This window comes from Fimbriimonadia bacterium (genome assembly GCA_039961735.1).
GTDB lineage: Bacteria > Armatimonadota > Fimbriimonadia > Fimbriimonadales > JABRVX01 > JABRVX01.
The window spans coordinates 32,790-53,131 of the sequence record JABRVX010000008.1 but is presented as its reverse complement, the minus strand read 5'-3'; the positions used below and the strand labels follow the sequence as shown (position 1 = coordinate 53,131).

Genomic DNA, 20,342 nt, shown 5'->3' with positions numbered 1-20,342 from the left:
GAGGGAAACCATGGCTCTCACGAGAAGCGAACGAACCTTTAAACTCAAGGCCCTGACGGAGTTGTGGACCGGCGACCTCAATGGAAAATCGGACCGTCTGATTACCACCGGCCTGCTTGGTTCCATCCGCTGGTGGTTTGAGGTGTTGGTGCGAGGTCTGGGCGGCAGCGCCTGTGATCCAACCGATAGGAAATGTGAAGACCGGAACCATTGTGTTGTCTGCGAACTATTCGGCTGTACAGGTTGGGCGCGGAAGTTCAAATTTGAAGTCCTCGACAAGAATGGCAATATCCGAGAGGCCAGAAACAATGCCGAAACGAAAATCTCACCTCAAATAAAGAAAGACGAAGAGTTCAGTCTTCGTTTCACACCCCTCCGTCCGATCCGCGTTGAAGAGTGGGCCATCCTGGATGCCACCCTTCGTCTGATCGCCGAATATGGGGCCATCGGTGGCAAGACGGTATTCAAGCCAACGGACGAACCCAGTCGGGCAAGCAGGCTGCACCACAAAGACTATGGCTTGGTGCAGATGGTCACGTCTCGGCAATTCGATCGAACAGGTCGGGGTGATTTGGAAACATACCTATCCAAATGGCGGAAGCTCAGTCACGATGAGTTCGCCTGGGCTTCTCTACAGCACTTCTGGTGCGTGAACGGAAAGTATCTCGGGCGGGTAGACAACAATAAGAGTACTTTTAACCAAGTGATCGGACGACAGGAGGCAAAAAATCAAGGACAACAGTTGGCCACCCGGAACGATGGAATAGTCAGATGGCTTGCCGGCTCTCAGCAGGAGAGCAAGAAGGTGTTCAGCTTCAAGAACCCCGCAAGAACCTTCGGCTTCGTAAAACCCGGACTGATCGATTTCAACACCATGAAGGGGCGTCTGACGAACGCTTGGGGACAGAACGGCTGGGATTTTCTCGCCGGGGACAAGATCATAGATCAACTATTCGCCGGGAAGGAGGACCGCTTATGAGTTTTGATCTTTACGCCTCCTTGGCCGAAATACAAGCCTGCCCAAAACAGGTGAATGAAGGCGGTCTCGCTTCAGGCTTTGTGGATGGATGCGTGGTCTGGTCCTGTCGTGACGGGGAGAAGAACAAAGCACGTCAATGCTACATGAAACGAGCGGCTGAACTGGAGCTCAATCTCCCTCCGGACCTTCACCTTGAGCCAGACCATGTTTCCCTGCCGGATTCGACCTGGTTCGGCATCGACGTTTCTTTCACGCTGGTGTCACCCTGGTACTCGAAGGACGACCGCCCCTTCCACGTGCTGGATAACCCGGTCCGCAAAGACAGGGTTTTCGGAGTGCCGTTTATGTCAGCGGCCTCCTGGAAGGGACTTCTTCGCTGGGCCTGCCGGATGCAGGCGGGCTTGTCAGATCATCTTGAAAAGCACGATATGCAAATGGATGGCTGGAAAGACCCTTCCTGGATCATCCATCTCTTCGGCAACGAGAAGGGAGAGGATGAGCAATTCCGCTCCGGCGCCCTTGTCTTCTATCCCACCTGGTTCAATAAAATCGGCTTTGAGGTGATTAATCCCCACAGCCGTACCCGCCGGGCCGGGACGCAACCCATTTACTATGAGATCGTCCCAGCCGGGACAAAAGGCAGGTTGCGGTTGCTCTACGCGCCGCTACCGGGGGAAATCGAACGCGACAAAGTAATGCTGGCCGACTTCATCGACGGCTTCATCGACAGCATCAGGGCGCTTCTCGAAACGTACGGCATCTCCGCCAAGCGCACCGCCGGATGGGGCACTGCTCGAATCGATACCTGGACAGGAATGTTGAAGGCCACCGCGCAACCGCCAAAGGCTGAACCGCGATCCACAAAGAAAACTCTCCACAGCCTTCAGGACCTTGGCACTCTGGTACGTGAGCAGAGCACACCCGGTTCCTTCACTCTCAAGGACGCGGAAGGATTCAAAGCGGAGATGAAAAGCCGAATTGCCCGGAAGGGAGGTGACCAATGACGGGATTTCAACTTCCGGACACGTTGCGGCACTATCGCCCCTTGCTTCTGGCGTGTGAGGCGATCGGCTGGCTCCACATGACAGGCAAGGCCAAAATCAATTTCCTGCGGGAGCACGGCGGCCAGAAGAACAATTATGACTACAAGAATTGGCATGGGCAGGAGAATCCACCTTTTCTCTGGGATAACCTACTGCAATGGGTGAAGAGAAACTACCAGACGGGTTCGGCCAAAAACCTTGAATGGCCCGATACGCTGACAGCTTTTATCAGTGAGCATGCAGACGGCAGATCAAAACCTAACCTTGTCGGCTTGCTCCAGGCCGGCCATGCTATGGCATCGGGTATCGAGAAGAATCTACCGGCGGCCACTTCCAAGTATCTGGGTCAGGATGTCACCCACATGTGGTTGTCCACAGTCTTCGGCCACCCGGTCCGCAATCTGATTGCCGACCCGCCTGAATTGCTCAACGATAATGGCTGGAAAGGGTTGCTTGATCGGATTGAGCAGCTCCTCACCGAGCTGAAGCAGCTTGGCGACAACAGTTCCCCCAACGACATTGATGGCTGGTGGCGTTGGCGCGATGGGGCGGTGGGACCTGAAGGATGGCTGCGCACGGCCTTCACCGGCACCCTGGCCGAAACCAGGTTGCCGAACAATGATGTCTCGCTGTTTGACCAGTCCTATGTAGCGGCCGCCTTGTTCAAGAGCGCAGTGGCCGGTGCGATTCTGGAAGGCGATTCATTTCCTTGGAAGATCAAGGATAAGAGCGGAAATGAGAAAGCAAATGACAGTCTTAAACAACAGACCCGCTGGCGGCTCTTGACCATCGGGATCGGTGCGGACCACTACGAGGCCCGGGCAATTAAGATCGGTGACTCGACAGGGGCGAGGCTGGCGCTGGACGAGTTTTTCGGCAGAGTCTGCAAACTCGTTGAGGTCGACCTGGCTTTTGGCTCCTTGTTGTATCGGGACGGTCAGACCTGTGTCTTTTCATTCCCAGGGGAGCGATTTGGGCATAAGAGTAAAGGGTGTCAGGGGGGTGATTTACAGATTGCAGGTTGGCAAAAGTGGCTGACTGAACAGATAGACGACTATGCCAGTGACGCCAACCTCGAGACGCCTCCTTATTGCAGCATCAGCGAGCCTTCGCGATCTCTTGTTGGGATGACGGCTGAAATCCGGAAGGCGCGGGAAACGATGGCCGTGCCGCTTCACCGCAATTGGCAAATTCCCGGGCAGGATTCGCCTGCATGTGCGTCGCATGCAGACAGGTCGGATGGCCATGTCTGTCCGGTATGTCTTGTGCGCAGAAGCCGCTCTGGGACAGACAAGCAGATGCCTTGCGATCCGTGCAAGGCGCGGCGGACTCACCGCCTGGACATGTGGCTTGAGGGGAAGCTCGGATCAGACTCCATCTGGATCAGCGAGTTGGCGGATGCCAATGACCGCGTCGCCCTTGTCACGATGAGCCTGGACATCGAGCCCTGGCTTGACGGAACCCGCCTGGATGCGCTCAGGACCCAGGCCATTCCGGAATGGCGCAAGTTCAATCCCCTCTTGAAAAACCAACCAAACCCCATAGATCCAGCCGCCTGTTTTGACAGCCTCCTTCAGCATATCAAAGGAAAACTCCAGTCCTTTGACAAGACAGACCCCGTGCTGAGCGGCCTGCAGGAGGGGTACCCGCACGAGAGAGATTGGCCATCTTTTTTCTCCAAAATCGTCGAGGATCGAACTGACTCGCCCCAATGGGACGCCCTTGACGAGAACACACGCGCCGCATGGCTCACGCATCAGTTGTTCTGCAAGCTCGCCTCACCCGGTCGTATCTATCGCTTCTGGCGGCAGGCCGAGGATTTCTTCAAAGCCTTGCTTGCCGAATTCCGCGAGATAGCGGCCGCGGACCAGAACCGCTGGCGCGTGCGCCGCTTGGTTATCAAGCCGGATAACGGTTCTTCCGGTTCGTGGGAAGACCGGCAGATCTATGGCGGACGTTATGGGGATGCTCCCGTAAGTCTCTTGTATCGGGAACAAACAAAGGACTTCCTCAGCATCTGCAATCTGGCCCGACTTCTGAAGCCTGAGCAAGATAAGGATTTCCTGCGCGGAATCACTTTGGAGTTGAAAGCGGATGATAGCGTGAGGGCGAAACAACTCGTTGTGCAATCGGCTACGGACGACACGGGCGCTCTGGGCGTTTATCACCCGGTGATCCCCCTTGAGCTTTCCCCGGTGCGCTTTCGGGTCCTTCTGCCACTTGAGGCCGCATCGACTTGTGTGGATCGGGCGATTGAAAAATGGAAAGATCAATTCGGCCGTGTTTGGGATCGGCTGCCACTTCGGGTCGGCGTGGTGGCCTTTCCGAGGATGACGCCGTTTCAGGCCGTGATAGACGCAGCCCGGAACATCGAGAGTGATATGGATGGGATTAAGGAGCCAGAAACCTGGCGGGTGGCGGGATGCGAAACACGGGAAGGCGTCACCAGCCTCAGCCTCAAGTCTCTTGATCATCCACATGAGACTCTTAAAACCATACCCGTCAGACTCCCCGATGGACGTGATGACGTGTTTTATCCGTATCTTGCTGTGGAAGACAAGCAGGTCCGTTTTCCTCTGGATTTCCAGCATCCCAACGGCCAGGTCTTGCGGCACGCGAAGGACTTGCGAAGCGGGGACGGGGTTCTCGTTTATCCCTCGCTTATTGCAACAATTTTCATGGACGGCACGGCCAGGCGGTTCGAACCTTTGAGTCGTAGACAGATTACGGAATGGCTGCGGATGCGCGATCTCTGGCGGCTGATGGACCGGCATGCACAAAGCCAGACCGCGCTCCGCGGAGCATGGTCGGAGCTTGTCGAGCGGCGCGGGGTCTGGCAAGGACCGGATGAGACATGGTTCGAGGGAGGGAAGACGGCCTGGCTCGACCTCGCCCGCGCGGTGTTCCATGAACGTCTGGGCGTTCGAGGCGCATGCCTTGAGACTTTGGTGCAAGCCGCCGGGGATGGACTCCTGGACTGGAGCCTGGAATGGCACATGAGCGTACTAAAAAAGCAAGTGTCCGGAGGTGACCGATGACAACAAATAATCGGAGTTTTGTGACATTTCCGTTTACCGGTGTGGCGCTCGATCCCATCCACGTAGGCACGGGTGGAACTCGGCTGGGCAGGGTGGACAACACCATCGTGCGCGACCCGGTCACGCGGATACCGAAGATTCCGGGTTCGAGCATCGCGGGAGTCATGCGAGCCCACACAGCCATGTCAAAGGGGAAATACCCCAACTGTGCCGGCCTTGGCCAGCCGGAGCGCGACGGTGCAGGCGGCCATTGTGGAAACGCCGATTGTCCTGTGTGCACCGTGTTCGGTTTTGCCAAAGGCATAGGCTCCAGCGGTGGGTTCGCGGGACTGGCCGCATTCAGCGACATGCATGTGCTGCTCTTTCCCGTGGCATCGCAATTGGGGCCGCAGTGGATCACGTGTCCGATAGCATTGCGGCAAACCGGCATCGCCGAATTCTCAGAACTGGGTGATCTGCCTGAGCAGCAGGTCGTTTACCGTAAAGCGGACGGCGCGGCAGCTCAGCCATCATTGAATCTCGGCTGGCTTCTTCTGCCGGTCAAGACGGATTGGCAGCCACTGAGCGAGATTGCTCAAAAGATCGAAGCGCTGGGGATACCGGGTTACATCATCAGCCGCCTGGGTGTCGTTTCGGACAAGCTGTTCACTCATATCGTGAATAGCAACCTCGAAGTACGAACCTCGGTCGCCATCGATCCGGCCACTGGAGCGGCCGAGGAAGGGGCGCTGTTCACCTATGAGGCCCTGCCTCGAGGCACAGTGCTTTTTTGGGAGGTAACCTGCCGGAATCCAAAACACTTTAAGATCAATCAAGGTGATGTGAAGGCGGTCGACTCACCGGAGAAAGTCAGAGATGTTGTTACTGATGCCAATTCTTATCTGGAACATCTCGGCATCGGCGGCATGGGAAGCCGGGGTATGGGACGGCTGCGGGTGCTGGCAACGAAGGAGCTTGCCGATGTGGATAAGCCAGGAAAGGAGGTCTCGTAATGGACGCTCCGACCTTGGAAAACCTGGACCTTGCTTGTGCCAAGGTGGGCAAGACCATCGCGGAGAGGCCATCAAAGGAGCTTGAGAACCTCGTTACGAGCGCGCTCGCTGTCCTGGAAGAGCAAGGAATTTATGCTCTGTTTCTTTTTCTAAAAACGCGAGGCGGCAGTGGGGCCGAAAATGTCAACCAGAAGATCCATGAGTTCCTGAAAATGACGCCACAGCAGGCTCCTTCACTTTCTGACAATGCCGACGTCTTTACCTCGCTTCAGCAGATGGGCAAGGACCTTGACAAGCTACTGCTGGCCCGTGATCTGGTCCGGCAAACACTCGTCTACGCCCGCTATCACGCGCGAGTGCCACAAAAGAGTGAGGTGCGAACATGACCTGGACGGCACTTCGATGGGTCTGGCGACTGGAAGCGCCGCTTTTCGTCGGCATGCCTCCGGCAGGGGTGTTGAACCGCTGTAGACCCTATGTCCCGGCGCGTGTGCTTTGGGGCGCTGTGACCGCTGAGATATCTCGATCAAGAAACGGTGAAAGCTTTCCGGATTACGGCAAACTCGGATGGGAAACCGCTCTCAACTGCCGTTTCACCTACCTCTTTCCGGCCGAAAAACGGGGCGACAAGTTCCTGGCTTGGATGCCGAAATTCGAAAGGATGAGAGGCGTCCAATGGTACTGCCACGGCGGCGAGGAAAGTCTGTCGGACCGTGACTTCAGACGTCGTCTGCTGGACTCCCGGCCCGGCACCGCAATCGCTCCCGAATCGGACTCAGCGTCTGAAGGCACTCTCCGGGAAACAGAATGTATCAATCCCTGGTGGCGTGATTCCAACTGTCAGGGGGAAACGAATGCCATGCTGCTTTTAGGGTACGTCTTCTTGAGAAATAACGGCTTTCGGAGGCAGTTGGACAATATCGATACCCTCTTTGTCGGAGGTGACACCAGATACGGTCTTGGGAAAATATGCCGTGTGGGGTGGCACGAGGTATCCGGTGACTTGTCCGTCTTCGGGAAACGAGTTCATCTGGATAGAGAGCATCCCGAAATACAGAGCGACATCCTTTGGGGACATGCCTTGGAAGGTGGCCAGCATCAAATCCAGGGAATTCAAGGAGTAAAAGAGCTTCTTGGCGGCTGGGACCAAGGTAGCCCGTGGAGAGGAGCACTTACGTGGGCTCCCGGATCATTTTTGGAACGTTCAACGGCCTGGTCGATAGACAACTATGGATACTGGATGCATCAGGACAAAAGATAGGCGAGAAACCAGATGAGGTGGATGACAAAAGCAGATATCGAAAAAACTGCATGGTCCGGAAAGGTTGTATCCGTTCAGCCCCGCATCCGACTGATGCGGTCTTTCGACGAGCGGAGCCACAGCTATCTGGGATATGTACTTCGGTTTAAAGGGACAATCGGTGATGAACCCGGCGAATTCATAATCGCCATCGGAAAGGCCGCACAAGCAAAACATCGATTTCAAGTCGGCATGGAGGTGAGCGGCCTGGCGGTTGGTTCCCGTTCCTGATCCGCGGCTTGAGACGGCCGATTCTACAAGGCAAGCGATTTGAAGATACTGAAAGATACTGAAGATGGTCCTCCGGCTGGTCCACCGTTTCATAATGAACCGCCTGACCTGGAAACCTATCGTAGTCGTGGACATCGGCGTCTGGACACCCGGACGTATGACACCAAGTGCACGACCTGTGTCTGGGGCTGTCGAATGCCGGTGGAGATGATCATCGACCACTGGAATCCGTCTAAGAAACGGTACCGGTTTGAGACCTTCTGCTATGGCCCGAAAAGCTGTGCTCTTTATCGGCCTGGACCGACACGCAAGGTTCCGGGGCGAAAAGGCATGTCCTACACCGAAGAGGACTGGGTCGACGAGGATGCCACCGCCCATCGGGGGGGAGGATGATTAGTCCGTTGCGCCAAGCAGAGACGCTGGATCGGGCCCAAGGTTGCCTCCTCGGCCAGCTCGCCGGTGATGCGTTGGGCAGTCTGGTCGAATTTCAAGCGCCCGAGCAGATCCGACGGGAATATCCCAACGGCGTCCGGGAACTTGCCGACGGGGGGACCTGGAATACGATTGCCGGCCAACCGACAGACGATTCCGAGATGGCGTTGTTGCTGGCCCGCATGCTGGCGGATCAAAGGCGGTATGATCCCGAGAAAGCCTGGAAAGCGCATATCATCTGGTTAGACCGTGACCGAATCGATTCATATTCTTAAGGAGGTTTTCCACAGCGGACATTCCACGGATATTCAACATCACCGAAAGCGCTCACCGCATCCACAACCCGATCACACCTGAGAAGCTCGCTACTATCGGCGCTGCGCTGCGCCTGGAACCGGGAACCCGAGTGCTCGACCTCGGCAGCGGTTCGGGGGAGATGCTATGCACTTGGGCGCGTGATCACGGCGTCATCGGCACCGGTATCGACATGAGCCAATTGTTCACCGAGCAAGCGAAACGCCGTGCTGAAGAACTTGGCGTCGCCGATCGAGTCGAATTCATCCATGGCGATGCTACCGACTATGTCGCCGACGAAAAGGTCGATGTGGCGGCCTGTGTCGGCGCCACCTGGATCGGTGGAGGTGTAGACGGCACTATCGAGCTTCTGTCGAGGAGCCTGCGCACCGGAGGGATCATCCTCATCGGCGAGCCCTACTGGCGGCAGTTACCGCCCACGGAAGAGGTTGCTAAGGGGTGCCTTGCCCACTCGATCTCCGACTTTCTCATGCTTCCGGACCTTCTCGCGTCTTTCGGCCGCCTTGGCTATGACGTCGTCGAAATGGTTCTGGCCGACCAAGATGGTTGGGACAGATATGAGGCGGCCAAATGGCTCACCATGCGCCGATGGCTTGAAGCTAATCCTGACGACGAGTTGGTCGAAGAGGTTCAAGCCCAGCTGACCTCGGAGCCAGTGCGCTACGCAACGTACACGCGTGAGTACCTGGGCTGGGGCGTGTTCGCGCTGATGGCGAGGTGATGAGTTGTGACACCCGGAGGAGATGGGGAAATGCGATTCAACACCGCTTCCGCATCATCGGGAGCAGCCTGATCTTTGATAACCAACTGATATTGAAGGACTTCGGTTAACTTCGGGAGAAAGAGAACGGTTATGAAGAGGGTTGCACCCGCGGAGCCAGATTTTAGGTCCAAACGTAAGCTCCCAACAGCAATTCTCGGGTGTCAGGACGCCCGATGTGGCACCCACTTGGTTGGACTTGTTTGGCTCCTGGCGGACGCAACGGGCGGATCGGCGCGGCGGGAGCATGCGTGTCAGTGCGCCAGTTGGAGGTGCGGCCCCCATACCCAGCCGGCGTCCTGCGATCAGCCGAGGTAGAGCGCATGCCATCACCTTAGCCGTGTGACGTCTCCGAGACCGTTCGCGTAGTCACGGATCACGCCGCTACCCCGACAGCGTGCGTGCCCGCTGAGGATTCGGCACGAGCGTCAACAGCCGGGATAGCGCGTGTGCCAGACCCCGTCGATCTCGTCGTCCGCGACTTGCTGGATAACGTCCCTCAGCTCGAGGTCGGACAGCCAACGAGGCGAGATGGAATCCATCCCTTGCGCGGCGCCGTAGAGGTTCCCCGCAATCGAACCGGTGGAGTCCGAACGCCAGAGTGGTTCACGGCCCAGCAGACGGCTTGATCGAACGAGTCCGCCGCGACGGCGCAGTAAACAGAGATCGCTAGCGCCTCGTCTGCCACCCATCCCGCAACAAGCTCCTGGATGCACTCGGGAGCCGGGCGGCCCATCTCCACAAGGTCGAGCGCATGCACAACCAGCTCGCGACTGGTTCCTTCTGCACCAGCTTGGGATGCGGCGTCAGCCAAAGCCGAGGCCAGGTCTTGTCCGGCGAGCACCCTAGCAATGGCATCTGCGAAGACAGCTGCCGCTACTGCAGCTTCTCGGTGGCCGTGGGTGATCTCCGCACACTCGTAAGCAAACTTCCATGAGCGAAGGAAGAAGCCGAAGGGCGCCGAGCGCATCCCGTTCGCTGCCCCGTTTCTTACATGACTCAACTAGCCTTTCCATTTCTCTCTCTCCGGAGACTGACTTTGGCTGTACTGCAGTCTGCCTGCAAGGGCAACCCCGTGTCGCCAACAACCACGTACACCCGCTCTTACTACACCACTACGGGGGACGCGACCCCGTCAAGCCATTGGGCACCGAGGAGCGGCCCATCGGCTACGAATCAGTGAAACGGTCGCACCTCGACCGGCGCCCGACAGGCGACGACGGCCCTACGCCCCACTCCAGCACCCCGCGGGCGCTCACCCGCCATAGACCCTAGACCTTGAGCCCCTCAGTTGTCGTTCGTCCGGTGGCCCATCAGGTGCCGTACCGAGAACGCCTGGCCGGTGTGGTACGCGATGTGAAAGACCATGTAGTCGGCGAACTCGCCGAACGTGCGGCCAGGCCCTTCGAACGTCAGCGGCGCCTCTCGATCAGCGTTGGATCGAAGGAAGACCTCCTTCGACGCCTTCTGCACACGGTCGAACTCCTTGGCGACCTCCGCCACCGACATGTCGAGCACCAGTGGGCTGGCGACCGCATAGGGATAGTAACGGGCCGCCTCACGCGCCAGCGGCGACTCGATGTCGCAAGCGGGGTCCAGCTTGGTGGCGTACGTGGTCTGCCAGTAAGCCATATGGCACACGAGCTCGCCGACGCTCAGGAGCCCGGGGGCGGGTCGCCGCCACAGGTCCTCGTCAGCAAGATCCTCGAACACGAGCAAGAACTCCCAGTGGGCGCTGTCCCACGCCTGCGATTGGCTGTGCAAGAACGACATGGCTTATTGTGGCACCGGCGTGGCCCGTCGGTTGCGAATCAGTGAAACGGTCGTACCTCGACCGGCGCCCGACAGGGCGACGACGGCCTTGCGTCTGAGGCGCCTCTCCGGGCATTCTGGTGCGTCGCGGGTACCGTCGGCACACTCCGGGTCCGTCACGAACTGTCAGAACGAGACTCCTAGCCCCGCTGCGTGGAAACCGACACGCTGACTTACCACTTACCGACACCCCGATCCCGTGCGGGATCGACCCCAAAGGATTTGCGCAATGCTGCGTAATTGTGTATACTTCTAGGTACAAGAACCGCGGCTCGTGGGCTTCTCCGAAGTACGTTGGCGCGGCCGGAGGGATTCGAACCCCCGACCACCTGATCCGAAGTCAGGTGCTCTATCCACTGAGCTACGGCCGCGCGGTTGGACCTGGCGGTTCCCGGCCATTGTAGCCTGAAACCGGGGTGCAGCCGCAGGCCAAGTGGACCGGGCAGGGCACAACTGCGCTTACCGCCGGCCGTGATAGCACTCGAAACCAGCGCGAACCCGCCACAATCTGTCCAGACTGGCTGCTTTTTCTGCCCCTGCCAAAGCGAGTCACAGTCGCCGCCGTAGACCGGTCTCGCCGCTGCGGGCCGCAAGAATCGCGATCGCGGGCCTGCCGAAAAATCGCAAGATTGCGTTGACACGAAGCACTCGAGTCTCGCCCCGGCCTGCTCCTCGGGTTCAGGGCGTGGATTCGGAAGGTGCGGGTCGGCGGACGTGTGTCGAGGCTTTAGGGCTATGCACCTCTTCAGCGATACCGACCTCACGGCTGTGCGCGACTCGGATGTGTATGCTCGGGCAGAGTATGAAGGAAGTCAGATAATCCCTCATTCGGGCGCAGGGCTCTCGCTCCAGCGCTGGGGTTGAGACTGCCAGTTCGGTCCGGAGATGACGAAAGTGACGGCTGCAGCCTCAGCTGGACCGACCGGCGACCACTTCGAATTGGGATTGCGGGAGCGCTCCGACGCCCCCGCGGTCACGGTCAAGCATCTCAGGGGCTCGATGTTGCGTGGGTCACCTCACACGAGCGCCTGCGAAGCGAGCGACTCGTCAGGGCAGAAAGTGGATGTGGCAGCGGCCTTGGACCCTGTGTCCGAGAGCAGAGACCATGAGCGCTACACCGATCGAGATGCAGCCGGCCACCGTACGTAGTATGTTCGTTGCACTACCCCCAATTCGCGATTGTCAGCAGTCAGACTCCCGCACGGAGTCTGAGGTGCCGCAGGCTCCGGTCGCCGGTTGTAGGCGAGTCGGCACCTGCGGCATGTTATCCAGAGTGTGGTGTACGAGAATCGCGTGGCCCGTAAGGTGCGGCTCGCGACGATCACCGCCTTGGTTACGGCGCCAGGTTGACCCGAAAGCCCCCCGTCGTCATCACGCCATTCCAGTAGTGCTGAGGCACCCCGAACTGGTTCCTGATGATGATCACAACCCAGTCCCTGCCGAGGAAGTCGTCCACGACAAAAAAGTCGCAGTAAGCAGGCGTTCCATTCCAAGTGCCCATGACCCGAAGTCCCACGATCAGAGGGTACGGACCCTGTACGAGGTAATCGGTCAACGTCGATCCCTTGAACCAAGACTGCCCGCCGAGCGGATGGGGCGTCGAGAATTTGAACTTCGACACGTACTTCGTGGTTGGTGAGAAGGCGACCCACAGATCGAGGTTGCCCGTGGCGCCGCTGTCGAGATCTGCGGTGCCCTTGCCGGAGATAACTCCTGTCGGTGGGACCGCAAAAGCAGGAACGATTGCACACAGCGCCAGGGCTGCTGCGACTATGCACATACGCATGGTTTGATCCTCATTTCGAAGAATGTGATGTGTTGCACAATCTGCCGCTTGGCAGATGGCAGGTTGAGTCTACCACGATTCGCTACGGATCGCAATTGTGCGGGGAGGTATGCATACGAGAATGCTAGTATAGGAAGACGTGGCAAGTTGTTAGCGAGCGAGCAGTATGACTGCGTGCTGAAACAGAAAAGCTCTGACTTAGACGATGATCGCCCGGTGCAACTCTCCCGTCGAGGACACTGCGCATCCCGAGCCGACCAGACACGACTGCAAGGTGGTGGCCGGACCGACGCTCACACTGCCCCAAATCACGCAATCGTTGATGAGAGATCCCTCGGCGACCGAGCAATTCGGTCCCAACACGCTGCGCTCGATCTTAGCTCCCGCCCCGATTCTGCATCCGCCGCCCAGCAAGCACGGCCCTACTACGACCGCATCGGGGTGCAACTCGACACTCTCGGCAACCCATACCCTCGGCAGCAACTCGGATAGCCCCGATGTTAGTGCGATGCGTCCTGCGAGAGCATCCCGGTGCGTCTGATGGTAGTACGCTAGACTCCCGATATCGCACCAGTACCCGTCGGCCTGCCATCCGAAGAAGGGCCGCCCTTCGTCCAGCAGTCCAGGCAGGAGGTCTCTTCCAAGACCATACACTTTGCCCTCGGGAACCATATCTAACACCCTCGGTTCGAACACGTACACACCGGTGTTGGCCATGCGCGACTTGGCTTGCGAGGGGGAGGGCTTCTCCTGAAAGCCAATGATCCTGCCCTTCTCGACCACCGCGACCCCGTATTCCGATGGGTCCTCCACGGGGTACAGGGCGATCGTGGCATCGGCTCGACGGTCCTTATGGTAAGCGACCAGCGCGCCGAGGTCCATGTCCGTTACGTCGTCGGCGCCTATCACCAGGAACGTGTCGTCCCAGAAGTCCTTCACACGGCCGACACTGCCAGCATCCCCCCAAAGCTGGTCTTCGCGCGAATAGGTGATTCGAGCACCCCATCGAGACCCGTCGCCGAAGTGCGACTCGATCACATCCCCCATGTAGTGCAAGTTCACCATGATCTCGGTGAAGCCATGATGCACCAGGAGTTCGAGGATGTGCTCCATGGCGGGGCGGTTCATCACCGGCACCATAGGCTTTGGCAGCCGACGGGTGAGTGGGTCCAGCCGCGATCCAACACCCGCTGCGAGGAGCATCGCCTTCATACTGCGGCGACGGATTCCTTGCAGAATTGGGCGATGCTCTCAGCTGCGAACCGAACCTGATCTTCGGACAGATGCGCATGGACAGGCAGTGACAGAACTTCTCTGCACGACTGCTCCGTCAACGGGAAGTCTCCCTCGCGGTGACCATACGAAGCGTACGCCTCCTGCAAGTGTAAGCCCGCAGGATAGTAGATGCCGCACCCGACCTCGCGTTCCTTTAGGTACGCCTGTAGCTGGTCCCTGCGAGGGTGCCGGATGGTGAACTGGTGATAGGTATGGGTGTTACCCTCTAGAGTGGATGGCAGAACCACCTCGGTACCTTCGAGCAGGTCGAAGTAGATACCGGCGTTCCTAACTCGTCGCCGGTTCCACTCGTCCAACATCTGGTGCTTCACCCTCAGCACGGCGGCCTGGATCTCGTCCAGCCGACTTGCATACCCTATCTCGCGATACATATAGTCTCCCGCGGGCATGCCATGCATCCGAAGTGCGATGCAGTGTTCGTAGATGCGTTCGTCATTCGTGACGATCATGCCGCCATCACCCATCGCGCCCAAGTTCTTGGTAGGGAAGAAGCTCAGCGTAGCCGCATGTCCGAATGCCCCCATCGCCTTGCCATTGCGTGTTGCGCCAATCGCTTGCGCGCCGTCTTCCAACACCAGGAGCCCTCGCTCCTCGGCAATCTCGCACAGGGCATCCATGTCGGCTAGCTGGCCGAATAGGTGCACGGGCAAGATCGCCTTCGTTCTCGGGCCGATCTTTTCCCTAACACGCTCCGGGTCCAGTAGGAATGTAGCAGGGTCTATATCCGCAAACACCGGAACCGCGCCGATCTGTGCTATCACCTCCACGGTCGCCACGAAGGTGAACGGCGTCGTGATCACCTCATCGCCGGGTCCCACGCCGAGAGCCTGCAACGCGATCTTCAGCGCATCGGTCCCAGAAGCCACACCCACGCCGTATTGCACACCGCACCGCTCGGCAATCTCTTGCTCCAGGGCTTGCACGTTGGGACCGAGGATGAAGCGACCGGAGTCCAGCACCTCTTTCAACGCCGCATCCAATCTGCCACGCAACTCGGCGTGCTGCGCATTAAGATCCACCAAAGGCACTTTCATCGAATGCCCTCCCCTAGATTGCTATGCGCCGTCACGACGCTTCCCGCACCTAACACGACGTTGCGCAGGTGCGCAGCCTCTCCGATCTTGCAGTCTCGGTCAATCAGACAACCCTCTACGATTGCGTCCTGCCCCACGGTCACTCCGGGCAGCAAGATGCTCGCCGACACCCTAGCGCCGCTCTCCACCCGGCACCCTTCGCCCAGCGCGCTGTAGTCGTCCACCGTCGCACCCTCGGCCACCAGCGACCTCGGCCCGATTGCGCAGCCAGGCTTCACGGTTGCTCCTACCCACTCCGCGCCTTCGCCCGCGTACACGCCGTCACGCTTTTCGCCTGCAGGGGGCATCGCGACGGTGACGGCGCCGCTCAGGATCGCGCGCGTGGCGGCGAGGAGTTGGGCCGGCCTGCCGACATCTGTCCAGTACCCGCCGGTGATGTGGCCCAGAACGAGCGCGCCGCTCGCGATCAGCGAAGGGAAGAACTCCCGCTCGATGTTGCATCGTCGCAGCGGGATGCTCTCCGCCACCTCGCCGCGAAACACGTACAGGCCTGCATTGATGTTGTCCGTGCCTTCTTGCTTCTCGCCTCTGTCCGCCGCTTTCTTCTGCTCCTGCGTCGGCTCCAAAAAAGCCTGCACGCGCCGCCGCTCATCGGTCGGCACAACGCCGTAAGGGTGCGGGCGCTGCACGGTGTACAGCGTTAGGGTGGCCGCAGCGCCAGACTCCTCATGGTCGCGGAGGATCGCCTGCAGGTCGAAGTCGTGCAGCACGTCGCCATTGAACACCACGCAATCCATGGTGGGCAGGCCCTCGATCGCATTACGCACGGCCCCGCCGGTGTCCATCGGCTCGGTCTCTTCTTTGTAGATCATGTGCACGCCGAAGTGGGAACCGTCGCCGAAGTGGGCCTCGATCTGATCGGCGAGATAATTGGTGGCGAAAACGATCTCTCTGATCCCCGCGGAGCGCAGAAGGCCGACCTGGTATTCCAGAAATGGCCGATTCGCTAGGGGCATCAAGGGTTTGGGTCGGGTGAGGGTGAGGGGGCGCAGCCTGGTGCCGAATCCACCGGCAATGATCACACCCCGATATCGTCCGTTGGCCATCCGCCGATTGTAGCACCTCGCCCCGATGTCACGTCCGCCTGAGCCGAGGGCTGCCCGATTGGCCTCTGAAGACGGGGGCAGACCCAGGCAATACAACGTGTTTATTTAGCCTAGCTAAGCATTCCGCCTCCTCGGCCTAGACTTTGCTCAAAGGTTCGGTTATGATGGGCGAGTTTGGCGCACCGCGCGAACAGTTTGCTGGTATTTGTACTCGCCCACCGACCAAAGGATGGTACTTTTGGCGTTCTATTTAGCTAACTATTGAGAGATCGCCAAGAGAAAGACCGGTTTCGCACCCGACAGGTTCGAAACCGATAGAAAGGTGGGACAATGAAGCACATACGTATTCTGATGATCGCGGCCGCCCTAGCCGTTGGTGGCGTAGTCCAGGCTCAGACGAAAGCCAGTTTTCTGCCGCTGGACAGTTTCAGCGACATCTTCGTGAGCCCAGGCGCTGGGACGTTCGAATACATCCTCAGCCTCGGGCCTAACCCGACCATCACCTACCTGGGGATCGACTACGACGTGGACCTCGTCTTCGGCTTCTGGGCCATCTCGGATTCGGGCGACCTGGCGGCCTCGGGAGTTGCGCAGAACGGTTGGTCGTACCACGAGAGCTCGTACGACCTCGCGGGATGGAAAGACCCTAGCAAGTCCGCTGCCGTGTACCCGAACGGCAGCCTCAGCTTCAGCTACACCGCAATCGACACGAGCAAGATCGATGATTTCGGGATGCACATCCGCGTCGTCGGTGCTCTGCCGGACGGAGCAAACACCGCTCACTTCCGGCTGGTGCCCGAACCCGGCAGCCTCGCTGCTATCCTCGTCGGACTGGGTTCGCTCGGTACGCTTCGCAGACTGCGCACTCGGCGCTAGGCCGGTCCGAGTCGCGAATACGATGTCGGTGGATCGGGGGCACAGCCCCCGGACCCACCGTTCCATCTATCGTCTTCTGGCCGCCGACCTTGCATGAAACTCCAAACCCTCTAGACGCGCCAGTGCCACCGTGTCGTCCAAAAGCGCCGATGCATCTTCATCCACTTTCAGCCAGGTCCGTGCTCGCAGGAACGTCATCACCGATAGGCCCGAGGAGTGCCTTGCCGAGCCACCGGTAGGCAGCACGTGGTTCGGTCCGGCTCCGTAATCCCCAACGGCTTCCGCGCTCGCGGCCCCGACGAACATCGTTCCGTATCGCTTGCAGGTTCGAACCGCCTCCGCCAGCGCAGGTCCCGCTACATGAAGGTGCAAGTGTTCGGGGGCTATCTGATCCGCAAGCCCCACGGCCTCCTCTATCGATTCGACAACGCACACGAAGCCGTTAGACAATGCTGACCGGGCGATGTCAGCCACGGGCGATCCGGCCAGATGTCCCGCCAGCGCTTCCTCCACACCTTTGATGAGCCCCGCGTCCAAGCTAATCAGGATCGCGCAGGCATCGGGGTCGTGCTCCGCTTGGGCTAGCAGGTCCAGCGCAACCGTCTCGGCGTCCGCATGCCCGTCAGCGATCACTACCAGCTCCGATGGCCCAGCCAGCATATCAATCGCCACCGACGAGGACACTAGGTGCTTTGCCGCGGTCACCCACTTGTTACCGGGCCCGACGATCACATCGCAGGCAGGCACACCGCCCGCTCCGAACGCGAGGGCCGCAACCGCCTGGGCGCCACCTACCGCCAGCAGACCGTCCGCGCCCGCTACCGCAGCGGCTGCCAGGGTGATAGGTGGTGGCTTCGGCGATGCCACCCACACATGCTCCACCCCCGCTACCCGCGCAGTGACCGCGGTCATCAGCACGGAGGAAGGCAAGGGGAAGCGCCCTCCGGGAGCGTAGCATCCGGCCGATTGCACCGGTATCCACCGATGTCCTGCGCGCCCCCCTTCGACCTGCGTATCCAGGTCGAGCAGGCATTTACGCTGCGCCTCGGCAAAGCGACGAATCCGCTCAGCCACACGCCGCAGAAGCGCGAAATCATCCTGTGAGATCGAGGCGAGTGCCCTCTCGAGGTCCTCCCGTGACAAGCTCAGCGGCTCCCCAGGAGCGATGTCGCCGAGACGCTCGGCATGCTCTCTGACCGCACTCTCGCCGTGCTGTCTCACATCCTCGACGATCCGCGCGGCATCGGTAATAGCCGCAGCGTCCAGCGCGCTCCTCTGCAGGGCTTCGACTTCCGATGGCTGTACCAAGCGAAGCAGTCGGCTCATGCATCCGCGTCCTTTCTCTCCCCGCCTCTCCGCGTCACGCGCAGCGCGCGCCTGTCGAGAACTCGCTCCACGTCTTCGAGCGACTTGCCGGAACGCACGAGCGCAACCAGCCAGAAGTAGAGCAGGTCCGCAGCCTCCTCCGCCACCTCGTCGGGTGTCTCGGCACTGGCAAGCTCCCCGGCCTCTTCTCGCAGCTTCGCATCGAGCAGCGACGGGTCGTCGAGCAGCCTTCGCGTGTACGAGCCCTCCGGCGCATCGGCGAGCCGCGAGCGGATAGTTGCCTCCAGCGCGCGCAGCCCCCAGTCCGGCCCCCAGCAAGTCCGTTCGCCCGTGTGACAGAACGGGCCCTGCTGCCGGACCACGAAGCGCACCGTGTCACGGTCGCAGTCCACGTCCACCCGCAGCAGTTCTTGCGTGTTCCCAGTGGTCGCACCCTTGACCCATAGCCCTCGCTTGCGTGAGTGGTACACGCCCGTCCTGGTGCGCACCGCATCCCGCAAGCTCTCGAGACTCGAGTAAGCCAGCCCAAGCGCGGTACCATGCTCGTCTACCACTACGGTAGGCCATAGGCCGTCCGGTCGGTCCGTGGTGAGCGGCGCAGCGATGGCATCCGCGAGGTCCATGGCACCGGTATAGAGTGCCATCCCCACCTGCGCGTCGGCTCCCATCCGGTCCAGCGCGGCGATGTCCAACGTGGTCGTCACCCCGCCTGCGATGGTCACCTTTGCTTCGCCCGCAGCCTCCACGATCTCCCTTGCCGTGTCCAGCGGCAGGCCCTGCATCCTCCCCTCGCGCTCCACGAAGGTGACGAGAAAGCCCCCGACCAGACCACTAAGCTCGCGAATACGTTCCAACACGGTCCGTCCGGTACCCTCTCGCCACCCCTTCACCACCACTTCGCCTTGGTGCGCATCCAGAGCGGCGATCACCCTCTCGGGTGGCAGCTTGGAGAGCACCTCTGGCGTTGCGGCTGTGCCGATCACCACTTTGCTCGCACCTTCGTCCAACCATCGCAGCGCCGTGTCCACATCCCGAATCCCGCCGCCCACGCGGCACCGCGCAGCCTTCAGCAGGCGACGGATCACCTCCGCATTCTCGCCCTGCCCGAGCGCCGCGTCGAGGTCCACCACCGCGATCTCCCCCGCCACCGAGAAACGCTCAGCTATCGGCAGAGGGTCGCCCGCTTCTAACGCGAGTTCGCGGCCACCAATGAGCTGCACCGCTTGCCCGCCCATCAAGTCTATCGAGGGGACAATCATAGTCTCACCCGAACGCCGGCCGCGGCCAGCTCCCGCTTCACATCGGCCACGGTCATGTCACCATCGTGAAAGATCGATGCCGCCAGCACCGCGTCCGCGCCGGCCCGAAGCGCCTCCACCAGGTGTTGCGACGTGTCGGCCCCGCCCGATGCGATCACCGGCACGTGCACGGCCTTCGATACGGCCGAGAGAAGCGCCAGGTCGTAGCCCGAGCGCGTACCGTCTCGATCCCAGCTGGTGAGCAGTATCTCCCCGGCGCCTAATGCCACCGCCTGCTTCGCCCACTCCACGGCGTCCATGCCCGTCCGGCGCGTTCCCGAGAGCACGACCACCTCCCAAGTGCCTCCGCCTCGCTCCGCCGCATCGAGAGCAAGCACTGAGCACTGACTGCCGAAACGGCTGGCGATCTCCTGCAGGATTCGCGGGTCGTTTACCGCCGCGGTGTTCACTGACACCTTGTCCGCGCCTGCCTCCAGCAGAGCCTCGACATCGGTCGTGGAGCGGATGCCTCCCCCCACAGTGAGCGGGATGCCAATCTTAGCGCGCACCCCTCGAACCGTCTCCACCGCCGTCTTACGGCCCTCTGGGGTGGCACTCACGTCCAGGATCACCAGCTCGTCCGCGCCCTGACGCTCGTACTCCTCCGCCAGGTCCTCGGGGGAGCCGGCATCGCGCAGTCCGGAGAACCGGATGCCCTTCACCACGCGCCCGTCGCGCACGTCCAAGCATGGGATGATCCGAGAGGTAAGCATGTGCT

General features: G+C 60.1%; 17 protein-coding genes, 1 tRNA gene and 2 pseudogenes. 10 read left to right on the top strand and 10 right to left on the bottom strand.

The window, feature by feature from the left end; genetic code table 11:
• Window positions 1–10: 10 nt before the first annotated feature.
• The 9 genes and pseudogenes from cmr1 (at window position 11) to HRF45_03005 (ending at window position 9,051) form a co-directional block, all read left to right on the top strand.
• Window positions 11–979, top strand: a complete 969-nt coding sequence (cmr1, locus tag HRF45_03045; protein ID MEP0765504.1) for a type III-B CRISPR module RAMP protein Cmr1 — start codon at window positions 11–13, stop codon at window positions 977–979.
• Entirely contained in the window at window positions 976–1,983 is a 1,008-nt protein-coding gene (locus HRF45_03040; GenBank protein MEP0765503.1) for a hypothetical protein, read from the top strand. Before cmr1 ends, HRF45_03040 begins: the two co-directional genes overlap by 4 nt.
• Window positions 1,980–5,060 carry a CRISPR-associated protein Csx11 gene (locus HRF45_03035; protein MEP0765502.1) on the top strand — a complete coding sequence of 1,027 codons (3,081 nt, stop codon included), beginning with the start codon at window positions 1,980–1,982 and terminating at the stop codon, window positions 5,058–5,060. Before HRF45_03040 ends, HRF45_03035 begins: the two co-directional genes overlap by 4 nt.
• Window positions 5,057–6,052: a type III-B CRISPR module RAMP protein Cmr4 gene (gene cmr4 / locus HRF45_03030; protein ID MEP0765501.1), complete on the top strand. Its 996-nt coding sequence runs from the start codon at window positions 5,057–5,059 to the stop codon at window positions 6,050–6,052. The genes HRF45_03035 and cmr4 overlap by 4 nt, the downstream gene beginning before the upstream one ends.
• On the top strand, window positions 6,052–6,438 hold the full coding sequence (locus tag HRF45_03025) for a hypothetical protein (GenBank protein ID MEP0765500.1): 387 nt from the start codon (window positions 6,052–6,054) through the stop codon (window positions 6,436–6,438). The genes cmr4 and HRF45_03025 overlap by 1 nt, the downstream gene beginning before the upstream one ends.
• Window positions 6,435–7,313: a hypothetical protein gene (locus tag HRF45_03020; GenBank protein MEP0765499.1), complete on the top strand. Its 879-nt coding sequence runs from the start codon at window positions 6,435–6,437 to the stop codon at window positions 7,311–7,313. Before HRF45_03025 ends, HRF45_03020 begins: the two co-directional genes overlap by 4 nt.
• A 21-nt stretch (window positions 7,314–7,334) precedes the next feature.
• Window positions 7,335–7,976, top strand: a pseudogene (locus tag HRF45_03015) (hypothetical protein).
• A pseudogene (locus HRF45_03010) lies at window positions 7,973–8,260 on the top strand (ADP-ribosylglycohydrolase family protein). Before HRF45_03015 ends, HRF45_03010 begins: the two co-directional pseudogenes overlap by 4 nt.
• A 20-nt stretch (window positions 8,261–8,280) precedes the next feature.
• Entirely contained in the window at window positions 8,281–9,051 is a 771-nt protein-coding gene (locus HRF45_03005; GenBank protein ID MEP0765498.1) for a class I SAM-dependent methyltransferase, read from the top strand.
• A 538-nt stretch (window positions 9,052–9,589) separates the two neighbouring features.
• On the opposite strand, the gene HRF45_03000 is transcribed toward HRF45_03005, so the two are convergent.
• The 7 genes from HRF45_03000 to HRF45_02970 form a co-directional block, all read right to left on the bottom strand.
• On the bottom strand, window positions 9,590–10,093 hold the full coding sequence (locus HRF45_03000; protein MEP0765497.1) for an ADP-ribosylglycohydrolase family protein: 504 nt from the start codon (window positions 10,091–10,093) through the stop codon (window positions 9,590–9,592).
• A gap of 284 nt (window positions 10,094–10,377) precedes the next feature.
• Window positions 10,378–10,863 (bottom strand): DinB family protein, encoded by a 486-nt coding sequence (locus HRF45_02995; GenBank protein MEP0765496.1) that lies wholly within the window; start codon window positions 10,861–10,863, stop codon window positions 10,378–10,380.
• A 334-nt stretch (window positions 10,864–11,197) separates the two neighbouring features.
• Window positions 11,198–11,273, bottom strand: a tRNA-Arg gene (locus HRF45_02990).
• Window positions 11,274–12,235: 962 nt separating this feature from the next.
• Window positions 12,236–12,688: a hypothetical protein gene (locus tag HRF45_02985; GenBank protein ID MEP0765495.1), complete on the bottom strand. Its 453-nt coding sequence runs from the start codon at window positions 12,686–12,688 to the stop codon at window positions 12,236–12,238.
• Window positions 12,689–12,886: 198 nt separating this feature from the next.
• Entirely contained in the window at window positions 12,887–13,891 is a 1,005-nt protein-coding gene (locus tag HRF45_02980; GenBank protein ID MEP0765494.1) for an NDP-sugar synthase, read from the bottom strand.
• 5 nt (window positions 13,892–13,896) lie between these two features.
• Window positions 13,897–15,018 (bottom strand): DegT/DnrJ/EryC1/StrS family aminotransferase, encoded by a 1,122-nt coding sequence (locus HRF45_02975; protein ID MEP0765493.1) that lies wholly within the window; start codon window positions 15,016–15,018, stop codon window positions 13,897–13,899.
• Window positions 15,015–16,124, bottom strand: coding sequence for an NDP-sugar synthase (locus tag HRF45_02970; GenBank protein MEP0765492.1), 1,110 nt, complete (start codon window positions 16,122–16,124; stop codon window positions 15,015–15,017). Before HRF45_02970 ends, HRF45_02975 begins: the two co-directional genes overlap by 4 nt.
• A 330-nt stretch (window positions 16,125–16,454) precedes the next feature.
• Here HRF45_02970 and HRF45_02965 point away from each other — a divergent pair, with 330 nt between their 5' ends.
• Complete coding sequence (locus tag HRF45_02965; protein ID MEP0765491.1) at window positions 16,455–17,000, top strand: PEP-CTERM sorting domain-containing protein; 546 nt, start codon at window positions 16,455–16,457, stop codon at window positions 16,998–17,000.
• Between the two features lie 66 nt (window positions 17,001–17,066).
• On the opposite strand, the gene hisD is transcribed toward HRF45_02965, so the two are convergent.
• From hisD to hisF, 3 genes are read right to left on the bottom strand one after another with little or no spacing between them, the layout of a single operon-like run.
• A complete protein-coding gene (hisD, locus tag HRF45_02960) occupies window positions 17,067–18,326 on the bottom strand; it encodes a histidinol dehydrogenase (protein ID MEP0765490.1) in 1,260 nt (419 codons plus the stop codon).
• On the bottom strand, window positions 18,323–19,585 hold the full coding sequence (gene hisE / locus HRF45_02955) for a phosphoribosyl-ATP diphosphatase (GenBank protein MEP0765489.1): 1,263 nt from the start codon (window positions 19,583–19,585) through the stop codon (window positions 18,323–18,325). Before hisE ends, hisD begins: the two co-directional genes overlap by 4 nt.
• Window positions 19,582–20,337, bottom strand: a complete 756-nt coding sequence (gene hisF / locus HRF45_02950) for an imidazole glycerol phosphate synthase subunit HisF (GenBank protein MEP0765488.1) — start codon at window positions 20,335–20,337, stop codon at window positions 19,582–19,584. The genes hisE and hisF overlap by 4 nt, the downstream gene beginning before the upstream one ends.
• Between the last annotated feature and the right edge of the window lie 5 nt (window positions 20,338–20,342).